Raw genomic sequence first — 12,604 nt, 5'->3', positions numbered from 1 at the left:
TTAAAATGCTGAGGCTTTTAATTTTAATCCCAGCGTAGCTTCCCAGCCAAACATCAAATTCATATTTTGAATCGCTTGTCCAGAAGCACCTTTTAATAAATTATCTATAACGGAGTGGACTACCACATGATTTTCGTCTTTTTCAATAAAGAGTAAACATTTATTCGTGTTTACTACTTGTTTTAAATCAATATTGGTTTTAGAAAGAAATACAAATGGATTATTCCTGTAAAAATCTTCATAAAGCGATTGTATTTCTTGTAAATTCATTTTTGTTTGTATCGTAGAACTTGTAAAAATTCCTCTAGTAAAATCACCCCGCCAAGGCACAAATTCTAAGTTTACTTTTTCCTCATTTAAATCATTTAGCGTTTTACAAATTTCAGCTACATGTTGGTGTTGTAAAGTTTTGTATGCCGAAATATTATTGGCTCTCCAAGTAAAATGTGTCGTGTCTTGCAATTGTATCCCTGCGCCAGTTGAACCTGTAATTCCGGTTGTATAAACTGTTTTTAAAATTTTGGCTTTAGCAAGTGGGAGTAAGGCTAATTGAATTGCTGTAGCAAAACAACCTGGGTTGGCAATATAATTGCTTTTTTCTATGGCTTCCTTATTGATTTCGGATAAACCATATGTGAAATTTCCGTTTTTAAATGTGCCGTCAATTCTAAAATCATTTCCTAAATCGATGATTTTAGTAGTTTTGTTAACCGCATTATTTTGTAGCCAGATTTTACTTTCTTTGTGTGGAAGACACAAAAATAAAGCATCAATCTCTGGGGAAAATTTATTGGTAAACGTCAAATTCGTTTCTCCAATTAAATCGGTATGAATACTGCTTATCTCTTTTCCATTTTGACTTCTGCTAGACGCAAATGTTATTTCGGTTTTTGGATGATTTAAAAGCAAACGAATCAATTCGCCACCAGTATAACCTGCAGCTCCCATTATCCCAACTTTTATTTTTGATTCCATTTGATTTATATTTTGTTCTCGTTTACCTGATGATAAATGGTAAGTGAATTACTAATTATTTTTGAATATCCTTTTACATCTTCACCAGACCAGCCTAAATTCATTTCACCATAGCTTCCAAATTTCGATGCCATTAAATCGTTCTCCGATTCAATTCCGTTAAGGATAAAACGATACGGTAGTAGTGTTACGATTACTTTCCCACTCACCGTTTTTTGTGTGTTGGTAAAGAAAGTTTCAATGTCGCGCAATGCAGGATCTAAAAACAAACCTTCATGTAACCAGCTGCCATACCAATCGGCTAGTTGACTTTTTAAATTCAATTGAAATTTAGAAAGGGTATGTTTTTCCAATAAATGATGCGCTTTTAGAATAATTAAAGCTGACGCCGCTTCAAATCCGACTCTCCCTTTAATTCCAACAATGGTATCCCCTACATGGATATCTCTTCCAATAGCAAATGGAGCAGCTAAATACTCTAAATGTAAAATAGCTTCACTTGGATGTGAAAATAGGGTTTCATTAATCCCAATGATTTCTCCTTCTTTGAAATGTAAAATCACTTCCGTTTTATCGGCTTCTGATTTTTCTAATTGCGATGGGAAAGCCGTTTCTGGTAAATATTGATGGGATGTTAAGGTTTCTTTCCCACCAACAGAAGTTCCCCAAAGCCCTTTGTTTATAGAATACATTGCTTTTTCGAAATTCATTTCTACCTGATTTTCCTTTAGGAATTCAATTTCGGCTTCTCTCGAAAGTTTCAAATCACGAATAGGGGTGATGATTTCAATATTGGGACAAAGAATATTAAAAATTACATCAAATCGTACTTGATCATTTCCTGCCCCTGTACTTCCATGCGCCACTGCATCGGCATTGATTTTTTTGGCATAATCTGCTATAGATTTTGCTTGAATAGTCCGTTCAGCACTCACAGAAAGAGGATAAGTATTGTTTTTTAAAACATTCCCATAGATTAAGTACTTTACACAAGAGTTATAATAACTTTCTACAGCGTCAATGCACGTATAAGTATTTACGCCAAGAAGTAAAGCACGTTTTTCAATATCCTTTATTTCTTCAGCTGAAAATCCACCTGTATTAACAGTAACAGCGTGAATTTCATATCCTAACTTTTTAGATAAATAAACAGCACAAAACGAAGTGTCTAATCCTCCACTATATGCTAAAACTACTTTTTTCATGGTTCTCTTGATTTGGAATTAATGCTATTTTGGGTTCATACAACATGGCAGTGCACAAACAGTTTTTCTTTTCTTTTGCGATTAGAATTTCATAATTGATACAGCTTTTGCATCCGTTCCAGAAATTTTCATCTTGTGTTAATTCGGAATAGGTTACAGGTTCGTAGCCCAATTCGCTATTGATTTTCATTACCGCCAAACCAGTCGTGAGTCCAAAGATTTTAGCATTTGGAAATTTACTTTGTGACAATGAAAAAATGGCTTTCTTGATTTTACGTGCCAATCCGTGTTTCCTGAATTTTGGAGCTACAATTAAGCCTGAGTTTGCTACAAACTTTTCATGACTCCACGTTTCGATGTAACAAAATCCCGCCCATTCGTTTTCTTCGGTAAGGGCGATTATTCCGTTTCCATCAATAATTTTTTTACTTAAGTATTCTGTCGAACGCTTGGCGATTCCTGTCCCTCTCACTTTTGCCGAAAGTTCCATTTCTTCTATTATGGCTTCACAGAAAATCAAATGTTGAGAATTCGTCTGCTCAATTTTAATCGTCATTTCTTTAAAATTTCGGCAAAACTAAATAAAATTATTTATTAAACAATAAAAATTAGATAAATTATCTTTTTTAATAAATTTAATAAGATTATAAATCTTTATATATGGTTGTTATTTATTTGTTATAACTGTTTTATTGTCTTTATATTTTACTATTTTTGTACCCTCAATTTTAAGATTATGATTTTACCAATTTACGGGTATGGAGAACCGGTTTTACGTAAAGTAGCAGATGATATTACTCCAGAATATCCGAATTTGAAAGAAACAATTGCGAATATGTATGATACCATGTATCATGCTCATGGGGTTGGTTTGGCGGCTCCACAAGTAGGGTTGCCAATTCGATTGTTTGTTGTGGATACCGAGCCTTTTAGCGATAGTGATGATGTTTCTAAAGAAGAAGCTGCATTAATGAAAGATTTTAAAAAGACATTTATTAATGCGAAAATCATTAAAGAAGAAGGTGATATTTGGGGATTCAACGAAGGGTGTTTGAGTATTCCTGATGTTAGAGAAGATGTTTTTCGTCATGACACCATTACGATTGAATATTTTGATGAAGATTTCAATAAGAAAACAGAAGTCTATGATGGTTTAATCGCACGTGTTATCCAGCATGAGTATGACCACATCGAAGGAATTTTATTCACGGATCATTTGTCAATACTGAAAAAGAAATTGATAGGGAAAAAATTGCAAAACATTATGGATGGTAAAGCAAGACCCGATTATAAAATGAAATTTGTAAACAAAAAAGGACGTTAATTACAGTATTCAGTGTTCAGTTTTTAGTATTCAGTTTTTCTTTAAACTTTTTACTTTTTACGTTTCACTTTTTACTTTAAAATAATATATTTGCCAACCTTAATAAGTAAGAAATATGAGCATTCAAAAAATATTAGCTATTTCTGGGAAACCAGGTTTATATGAATTAAAAATTCAAACGCGTACAGGATTTGTTGCCGAATCTTTATTAGACGGAAAAAAAATAACTGTTGGAATGAGAGCTAACGTAAGTTTGTTGTCAGAAATTGCAGTGTATACGTATTCTGAAGAAGTGCGTTTAGCGGAAGTTTTCAAAGCAATCGCTACAAAAGAAAACGACGGTATGGCAATGTCTCACAAAGAAGATGATGCTAAATTAAAAGCATATTTCAGAGAAATTTTACCAGAATTTGACGAAGACAGAGTATATACTTCTGATATCAAGAAAATCTTAAACTGGTACAATTTGTTACAACCTAAAGGTTTCGTTTCTGTAGAAGCGTTATCTAAAGAAATCAAACAAGAAGAAGAAACTCCAGCTGCTGAATAAGCATTGGGAAAATTATACTTTAAAATCCTGCGTTTTCCACGTGGGATTTTTTATTTTTACGGAAGCAAGAATAAATTCAAGTTCAAGAACAAATTCAAACCTGAAACTTGAAACCTGAAACAAAACCAGAAAACATGAACACACGCCAACAACAACTACAAGCTTTCAACCGCCTTTTAGATATTATGGACGATTTACGAGAAAAATGTCCGTGGGATAAAAAGCAAACACTTGAAAGTCTGCGTCATTTAACGATTGAAGAAACCTATGAATTAGGCGATGCCATTTTAGACAACGATTTGCAGGAAATCAAGAAAGAGTTGGGCGATGTATTGTTGCACATTGTGTTTTATTCAAAAATTGGAAGCGAAACCAATGCATTTGATATTGGCGATGTAGCGAATTCGATTTGTGATAAATTAATCGATCGTCATCCGCATATTTATGGCGATGTGGTAGTGGCTGACGAAGAGGAGGTAAAGCAAAATTGGGAGAAACTAAAATTGAAAGAAGGCAAAAAATCGGTTTTAGAAGGTGTGCCTAAAAGTTTGCCTGCATTAGTAAAAGCAAGTCGCATTCAAGATAAGGTAAAAGGCGTTGGATTTGATTGGGAAGAACCGCACCAAGTGTGGGACAAAGTACAAGAAGAACTTAACGAACTCCAAGTTGAGGTACAAGCCGGTAACCAAGATAAAATAGAAGCCGAATTTGGCGACGTTTTGTTTTCCATGATCAATTATGCCCGATTCTTAAAAGTAAACCCAGAAGACGCTTTAGAACGCACCAATAAAAAATTCATTAAACGTTTCCAATATTTAGAAAACAAAGCCACCGAATTAGGCAAACCTTTAATGGATATGACATTGGCGGAAATGGATGTTTTTTGGGAAGAAGCGAAGAAATTGTAGTGTTCAGTGGTCAGTCTCAGTGTTCGGTTTTAACGTTTAGTTTGTCATGCTGAAAGCATCTCTTGTTTAAACACATAGTCACAATAGAAATACTTTGTCTATATTTTTTTAGGCGTTTCACTTGGCATAGAACACATTAGCGATTCTATAATTTAAAATTTTAATCATGTACTACGCAGTAATTTTTACCTCTACCAGAACCGAAGTGGAAGCAGGTTATGCCGAAATGGCAACAAAAATGGTAGAACTAGCCAAAGCCCAACCTGGATATATAGGCATGGAAAGCGCTCGAAGCGAAATTGGAATTACCGTTTCGTATTGGGAAAGCTTGGAAGCCATAAAAAACTGGAAAGCTAATATGGAACATGTAGAAGCGCAAGAAAAAGGTAAAACCACTTGGTACAAAAATTACAAAGTAAGAATTGCTAAAGTGGAAAGAGAATATGAGTTTTAAACGCAAAGTTTCACCGTTTCGTTTGTCATGCTGTTAAGCATCTCTTCTAAACACAAGGAGCACAAAGAAGGCACTAAGCACACAAAGTTTTACCACCCAGTTTGTCATGCTGAGGTAACGAAGCATCTCATAACGCACATCACGCCCAGTTTATCATGCTGTTAAGCATCTCTTTTATGCCATCCCTACGGGATTTTTACCAATGCTACTACATTAAGTTACCTATATTTCATGCCTAACGGCATTTTCAAATAGTTGTATTCACTTTTTTTAGTTCCGTAGGAACGTAATATGGGTAATAAATAAACACAAAAATTAGGAAGTCCAGTAGGGACGGTATTTTTTTATACCTAATTAAATATTTTTGATTGTAATACTTTAGTAATATTATTTTAAAGAATGTCATTAGCATCTACTTTATATCCTGAAGCTTTTAATTCTTTTACTAATCGTATTTTCCAATTTTCACTATCATCAATAATAGTATAAATTACTCCAGCTATATCACTAGGTAATTCGACTTCTTTTTCATAAAGAGGCATGACTTTGTTTCTTCCTAATTTTCCTATAAAGTAGCCTAGTTCTAGAATTACATTTTGTCTTGATCTTTTGTTTTTTTCATTACTTGATTTAACATTTCCAAAATCGTCATAAGTAAGTAAGACAACTGCAAAATCTACATTAGAATGTTTCTCGAATTTTTCAATTATGGTTAGACCTTCATTAGTCTGTTCATGAAGAATAATTGGTTTTAACTTTAGTTTTTCCAAAGTTCTTGCAACTTTTTCTTTCAATTCTTCATTGTGTCCATGTACAATAAAAACATTCTCTTTGTCTTTTGTAGTATTTGTTTTTATTATCTCTTTATTTTTAACTTCTTTGTTTGGAAGTGATTTTTTTCTATGAATTTCAAAAGCATTTTTAATTTTTAGTATGTTTTTTTTATCAAAATTTGCAACTGTACAAGACTCAATTATATCATTAAAGTCTTCATTAGTTTTTTTAAAATTTATAAAATCTACAATTATTGAAGTAATTATTTCTTCAATTCCGCCAACTTCATGAATTACATTTAAATATGCTGCTAAAGTATCTATATTGTCAGCTCTATTATGATCAAATCCAATAGAAATATAGTTACGTTTGTCTTTAATTTTTTCATATGTTTCATTCCAAGATTCGTAAAACTCATTTTTTGACATGAACATTTTGAATTCTCTAGAAATTAAATAATCACCAATTAAATGGTTTTTTAAATCACTAAATAAAATTTCATATTTCGGTTTTATATCGATACTCATTTTTGATGATTTTTTAATTGATAATGAATTTCAAATATAACGAAAATCTTACAAACTTAATTGTTGCGTTTTTGAAATTATCAAAAAAAATCCCGAGCTAAACTCGGGATTCAATCTTACATATTTTTAATTTGCTGTAGCTTTTCTTTCCACAATTTCAAGTCGTCTTTGTGGCGTTCAATGTTTTTCTGAACTTCTTTAATAAAAGGATTTTCACCTTTCGAACTACTGCTAATAAACTGAATGTTGTTTTCTAATTGGAAAATTTCGCTTTGTACTTCGTCGATTTTCTTTCTGATGAAGAATTGCTCTTGTTCTAAAGCTCTGCGGTCGTCACCTTCCGATAATTGCTCTAAACGGTTGCTAAAACGCATCATTTCAGTGTCTTTTTTAGACATGCTTAGTTTTTCAAACAAGGCATCTAAAATCTTATTGAACTTTCCTTCGATGTGTCTTCTGTTGAAAGGCACTTTTCCAAAGGTTTTCCAAGTCGCAATGTGCTCTTTTATTGCATCTAAATCGGCTTTGTGTTCGCCAGTTAAAGTAAACGATTTCAACTCTTCTAAGAATGCCTTTTTCTTTTCAAAGGCTTCTACTTCTTCATCTGTTTCGGCATTTCTTGCTTCGTGCATTCTATCAAAATAGGCGTTACAAGCATCTTTAAATTCTTTCCAAATGCTATCCGAATATTTACGAGGCACGTGTCCAATTTTTTTCCAATCGTCCTGAATTTTCTTCATAATTGGGGTAGTCGCAGCGAAATCAGTACTTTCTTTTAACGATTTTGCTTTTTCAACTAATTCCAATTTTTTAGTTAAATTCTCGTGTTGCTCGTGTTTGATGTCTTTATAGAAAACGTTTTTGTTGGCATTAAAAGAACGAACCGCATTTTTAAAGTTCGCCCAAGTTTCCTCAGTTACTTCCGCAGGTACTTTCCCTGCTTTAAAGAACGCTTCACGTAATGCTTCCATTTTCTGAATTTGCGCTTGCCATCCACTGTGCGAATCGATTTTCTCGTTTCCTAAAGCAATGATTTGTGAAATAATTTCGTTTTTAATAGCTAAGTTTTCGGTTTCTTTTCCTCTCGCTAATGCGTATAAAGCTTCCCGTTTATCGTGCATTTGTTTGGTGATCTCACTGAATTCGTTCCAAATCGCTTCTCTGTGTTCACGATCTACTGGACCTATCTCTTCTTTCCAAACGCGGTGTAACAATTGCAATTCGCGGAACGCTTTCATTACGTCTTCTTCGATCAACAATTCTTTCGCTTTAGCAATAATCAATTGTTTTTGTTCTAAATTGTGTTTCAAATCTAAATCACGCGCTTCTTTATCTAAGTGCATGATATCGTAAAAACGCTCCATATGAAAATGGTAGTTGTTCCACAAGATGTTGTATTTGTCTCTTGGGATGGCACCTGCATTTTTCCAACGTTCACGAATTTCGTTTACTTTTTTGAACATATCGCTAATGCTCGTGTCATCTGAATCGATTAAGTTTTTCAACTCCTCGATTATACCTTCACGAACTGCAAAATTCTGCTCTAAATTGTTTTGTAATTGCTTGAAATGTTTTGCTTTACTTGCTTTGTACGAGTTGTAAATGCCGTCAAACTTATTTTTTAAAGGAAAGTGATACTCAAAATCTAAACCATCTTCGTTGTTTTGAGCTAAGAACTCTTCTTTTTTCTCGTCTATAAAATGGTGGTATTTGTCCGAAAAAGCTTTTTTAATGCTTTCCACATGGTCCTTAATCGCCATTACTTTTTCGTTGTTGACTAATTTTTCTAACTCATCAGTCAAGGCTTCCATCGACATCGCATCATAATCCAATACTGGAATTTCGTGCTTCTCTTTTATCGAATCATCTTCGCTTTCTTCTGCATTGGAATTGTCTATTTCCTCTAATACCGATTGACTAATGATGCTAACACCATCTAATTGTTCCATTTGGTCTTGTCCATCTGCATTGTGCAGGTTATCATGTGTTGCTTCTGACATTGTGTAAATGCTTAAGGTTACTAATAAGATGTGAAGATACTAAAGCACCACGAAAATTCAAAAAAAATCGACTAATTATCGCTTATTTTCTTTGAAACGGATGTTTTGGGTGTACTTGCCATCCCTTTTCCGCTATCCGCTTTACAAGGTGTCGCTCCTGTCGGGGTTAGAGAGCCATCAAAAGGCATTCTTGGGATTGGTTTTTAAAGCATTTTTTTTCATTAAACTAACTTAAAAATGCCGTTAGGCATTACATCTAGGTAATTAATGAAATGAATAAGAAAAAAATCCCATAGGGATGACATAAAAGAGATGCTTAACAGCATGACAAACTGTGCGTGAAAAACCTTTGCGAACTTTGAGTGAACCTTTTGCGCTCTTTGCGGTTAAATTTTATGTTGTCTATGCCAAGTGCAACGTCTAAAATCAACACATAGTTTTTCTATTGTGTGTTTAAAATAAAAATCAGTTATAATCTGCGCTTGAAAACCCGTGTCATCTGCGTGCTAATCTACTCGTTCCAAATTTTCCAAGCTTTCTCCGCCTGTAAAACCAACATTTCGTATCCGTTTTTAATAGTTGCATCGTGTTCTTTGGCTTTTCTTAAAAATGCGGTTTCTTCTGGGTTGTAAATTAAGTCGTAAGCAATGTGCTTTTTGGTAAACAAACTATAATTTAAATTTGGGCAATCGTCCACATTAGGATGGGTTCCTACAGGAGTGGTGTTGATAATAATGGTATATTCTTCAAAAACAGCTGCATCTAATTCTTCATATTTGTATTGGAATTCATCTGCTGTTCTCGAAACAAAATCATATTCGATTTTAAGGCTTCGTAGGGCATAGGCAATTGCTTTGCTAGCGCCTCCTGTTCCTAGAATCAAGGCTTTTTTATGATGCTCTTTTAACAGGGGTTGTATCGACTTTTTGAAGCCGTAATAATCGGTATTGTACCCTTTTAGTTTTTTCTTCTTGGAAATCGTAATGCAATTTACCGCGCCAATTTTTTCTGCTGTCTTGGATAATTTATCCAAATACGGAATGATCTCTTCTTTGTAAGGGATCGTAACATTTAAACCACGTAAACCTTTGACTTCTCCGATTATTCTAGGAAATTCTTTTATATTTTCAATATCATAATTTTTATATTCACAGTTGTCAAAATGACCCATTTCAAATTTCTCGTTGAAATACTTTTTTGAAAAAGAATAGCTAATGTTTCGACCGATTAGTCCAAATTTCAACTGTTTTTTTGTTTCCTTTTTCATTATCTAGTGAATTAAATTACAATTCATCAAATATAATCAGACTCTCAATTTTAATTGTTATAAGAATGTTATTTTTTCTAATTTAGTTTTTACCTAATCTGCCAGCTAATTTTTCCATTCCAAAAATTAAAACAAAGCCTAAAATTGCCAAAACTACGGCCATATAAATTTGCGGATCGCCATTAAAATTCTGTGGTAAAATACTTTTGTCAATATAAGGGACTACTTCACCATGACTGTTTATTCTAGTTTCTAAAACTTGTTTCCATGGCCAAACTTTATTTAGCGAACCAATCATAAATCCAACTAATAATGATAATGTTGTGTTTTTATGATGTTCAAACATCCAATGTAATATTTTAGAGAATGATTTTAAACCAATTATAGCTCCAATTGCGAATACGCCTAATTTTAATAAAGCTTGTATTAATATTTCAGAATTTGCTGAAGTTAATCCTTCTCTGAAGGTATTGATTGTTCCAATTACCGTTTCATAGGAACCCATTAAAAGTAAAATAAAAGCACCCGAAATTCCGGGTAAAATCATGGCAATAATCGCTATAAATCCAGATAAAAATAGATACCAATAACTTTCAGGTGAACTTACTGGACGTGCAATAGTAATGTAATAGGAAATGGCAATTCCAATTATTAAAAATATAATGTCTACTGCTTTCCATTGGGTAATTTCTTTCCAAATCAAAGCAATACTAGCAATAATTAACCCAAAGAAAAAAGACCAAACTAATATGGGTTGGGTTTCCAATAAATGCGTGATAATTTTTGAAAAGGTTAAAATACTGATTCCAATTCCGGTTACTAAAGCCAATAAAAAACTGCCGTTTACTTGTTTCCAAGCAGCTTTTAGGCCTTCTTTTTTTAATGTTTTTAGCACTGAAACATTAACGTTGTTAATGCTATCAATCAATTCTTGATAAATTCCAGAAATAAACGCAATTGTTCCTCCAGATACACCCGGAACAACATCAGCCGCTCCCATAGCTAAACCTTTGAGCGTGATAATTAAATAATCAGGAAATAGTTTTCTCATTTCAATAAATAGTAGATTTCATCAGTTAACAGTTGTTATTCTCCAGAAGCTTCGGGATTTTTTCAACATCTTGAATTATTTCATAAAAGAAGCTGAAACAAGTTCAGCTTTACAAAAAAGTTTTTTACTATATGTTTTTAGTAGTTCTATTTTTTATATTTTGAAATCGTTTTCTGAACTTCGGTTCTTGCCCAAACTACTGGAAACAATTCTTGGAACAAAGTTAGGTGTTTTGGTTGTAATTTTATTCCATTGATTAAATGTAGATTTCCTTTTGTAACATCGTCCATTAGAAAATACAATCCCGCTAAACGGTATTCAATCTCGTATTCATTTGGTAATGCATTACTTGCTTCTAGAAGAATTTCGATAGCGGTTTCAAATTCGCCTAAAAATTGTAACACATCTGTCCAAAGTGTGAAGGTGTCTAAATTGATATCGCCGCATTCAAATGCTTTTCGATAACCATATTCTGCTTCTTCAAAGAAATGCAAAGCACTGTTTACGGCTGCAAAACGTTTCCAGTATAATGAATTGTCGCCATCAATCCCAATCGCTTTATTAACATAGTATAATGCTTTTTGGAAGTTTTTTTGACGAATGTAAAAATCAGTAATCGCTATCCAGCCTTTGTCTAATAAAGGGTCTTCGTGAACGGTTTTTAAGTAATAATTCAGAGCAAATTCTGTATTGCCTAATCGTTCGTAACATTTAGCCACACGAAGTAAAACAAATGAAGAGGGATCATCTAATTCTAATGTAACATTATAACAGTCAATCGCTTCTTGATATTTTTTAAGTTTTTCGTATGATTTTGCTTTTTCCATGTACGCGCCCAAGAAGGTTTCGTCAATTAAAGTTGCATAATCAAAAGCCCAAACTGCTTTTTCATAGTTTTTTAATGCGTAATATTGACGTCCCAATTGATGCCAAGCGACTTCGCTGTACGGATTTCTGTCAATGAATCGGTTTAGATAAACGATGGCTTCTTCATTTTGGTCTAAGAAATCGAAACAATATACCACATTGTAAAGTGCCGAGTAATCTTCGGTGTCTTCATCTAAGCATTTGATGAAATTTTCTTTAGCCATCTCCAAGTTGTCCATGAACAGATATTCCATTCCAATCATGGAATATACATCTGCATAATCATCTGTGTATTTTAAAGCTATTTTGAGAAATGAAATTGCCTTTTCGTGTTCGTCTCTTTTGGAGTGTATATTTGCTTTTTGTATGTATATTTCTTCATTAGTAGGTTCAATAGCGTATAACTCATTCAATAACTTTTCAGCTATTTCGAGTTTGTCTTCATAAACCAACATTTCTACTTGGACTAATTTTAATCCAGTTGATTTTGGATGTTGCTCTAAACCTAACTTAAGCGCTTTTTTTGCCAAATTCAATCGACCTGTATCCATATAGTGAAGAATAATATCTTCAAATTCTTCTGAATCAAAGAAAAAAACTTTGTTAGTCTTTAACATTGATTCAAATTTAGATAAGGACAAGCTGTTATCTTCTTCTTCGTGACTCAAATTCATAGCGCTTTGTTTTATGATTTTATCCTAA

The 12,604-nt window shown here is 33.3% G+C and carries 12 protein-coding genes; 4 read left to right on the top strand and 8 right to left on the bottom strand.

The annotated features are described in order from the left end of the window. From argC to BUE95_RS07255, 3 genes are read right to left on the bottom strand one after another with little or no spacing between them, the layout of a single operon-like run. Complete coding sequence (gene argC, locus BUE95_RS07265) at positions 1-975, bottom strand: N-acetyl-gamma-glutamyl-phosphate reductase (protein WP_073582958.1); 975 nt, start codon at positions 973-975, stop codon at positions 1-3. 5 nt (positions 976-980) lie between these two features. Continuing rightward, complete coding sequence (locus BUE95_RS07260; protein WP_073582956.1) at positions 981-2,180, bottom strand: argininosuccinate synthase; 1,200 nt, start codon at positions 2,178-2,180, stop codon at positions 981-983. After that, on the bottom strand, positions 2,155-2,736 hold the full coding sequence (locus BUE95_RS07255; protein ID WP_073582954.1) for a GNAT family N-acetyltransferase: 582 nt from the start codon (positions 2,734-2,736) through the stop codon (positions 2,155-2,157). Before BUE95_RS07255 ends, BUE95_RS07260 begins: the two co-directional genes overlap by 26 nt. A 180-nt stretch (positions 2,737-2,916) precedes the next feature. Between BUE95_RS07255 and def the strand changes: the two genes are divergently transcribed. From def to BUE95_RS07235, 4 genes are all read left to right on the top strand, one after another. Further along, entirely contained in the window at positions 2,917-3,504 is a 588-nt protein-coding gene (def, locus tag BUE95_RS07250) for a peptide deformylase (RefSeq protein WP_073582952.1), read from the top strand. A 115-nt stretch (positions 3,505-3,619) separates the two neighbouring features. Continuing rightward, on the top strand, positions 3,620-4,054 hold the full coding sequence (locus BUE95_RS07245) for a DUF5606 family protein (protein WP_073582950.1): 435 nt from the start codon (positions 3,620-3,622) through the stop codon (positions 4,052-4,054). 134 nt (positions 4,055-4,188) lie between these two features. Beyond that, on the top strand, positions 4,189-4,962 hold the full coding sequence (mazG, locus tag BUE95_RS07240; RefSeq protein ID WP_073582948.1) for a nucleoside triphosphate pyrophosphohydrolase: 774 nt from the start codon (positions 4,189-4,191) through the stop codon (positions 4,960-4,962). 166 nt (positions 4,963-5,128) lie between these two features. Next, complete coding sequence (locus tag BUE95_RS07235) at positions 5,129-5,416, top strand: antibiotic biosynthesis monooxygenase family protein (RefSeq protein ID WP_073582946.1); 288 nt, start codon at positions 5,129-5,131, stop codon at positions 5,414-5,416. A 392-nt stretch (positions 5,417-5,808) separates the two neighbouring features. On the opposite strand, the gene BUE95_RS13495 is transcribed toward BUE95_RS07235, so the two are convergent. The 5 genes from BUE95_RS13495 to BUE95_RS07210 form a co-directional block, all read right to left on the bottom strand. Further along, positions 5,809-6,717 (bottom strand): TIR domain-containing protein, encoded by a 909-nt coding sequence (locus tag BUE95_RS13495; protein ID WP_234977638.1) that lies wholly within the window; start codon positions 6,715-6,717, stop codon positions 5,809-5,811. Between the two features lie 116 nt (positions 6,718-6,833). Further along, positions 6,834-8,717, bottom strand: a complete 1,884-nt coding sequence (locus BUE95_RS07225) for a DUF349 domain-containing protein (protein WP_073582944.1) — start codon at positions 8,715-8,717, stop codon at positions 6,834-6,836. Positions 8,718-9,228: 511 nt separating this feature from the next. Continuing rightward, a complete protein-coding gene (locus BUE95_RS07220; RefSeq protein ID WP_073582942.1) occupies positions 9,229-9,984 on the bottom strand; it encodes a shikimate dehydrogenase family protein in 756 nt (251 codons plus the stop codon). 82 nt (positions 9,985-10,066) lie between these two features. Then, on the bottom strand, positions 10,067-11,035 hold the full coding sequence (locus BUE95_RS07215) for a DUF368 domain-containing protein (RefSeq protein ID WP_073582940.1): 969 nt from the start codon (positions 11,033-11,035) through the stop codon (positions 10,067-10,069). Between the two features lie 146 nt (positions 11,036-11,181). Next, the gene (locus tag BUE95_RS07210; protein WP_073582938.1) at positions 11,182-12,576 is read right to left on the bottom strand and encodes a tetratricopeptide repeat protein; all 1,395 of its coding nucleotides are present in this window, start codon (positions 12,574-12,576) and stop codon (positions 11,182-11,184) included. Positions 12,577-12,604 lie beyond the last annotated feature (28 nt).

It is taken from the genome of Flavobacterium cucumis (genome assembly GCF_900148835.1).
In the GTDB taxonomy this organism is placed as follows: Bacteria; Bacteroidota; Bacteroidia; order Flavobacteriales; family Flavobacteriaceae; genus Flavobacterium; species Flavobacterium cucumis.
Note: the sequence above shows the minus strand (reverse complement) of the source record. Positions and strands in the feature narration are given on the sequence as shown.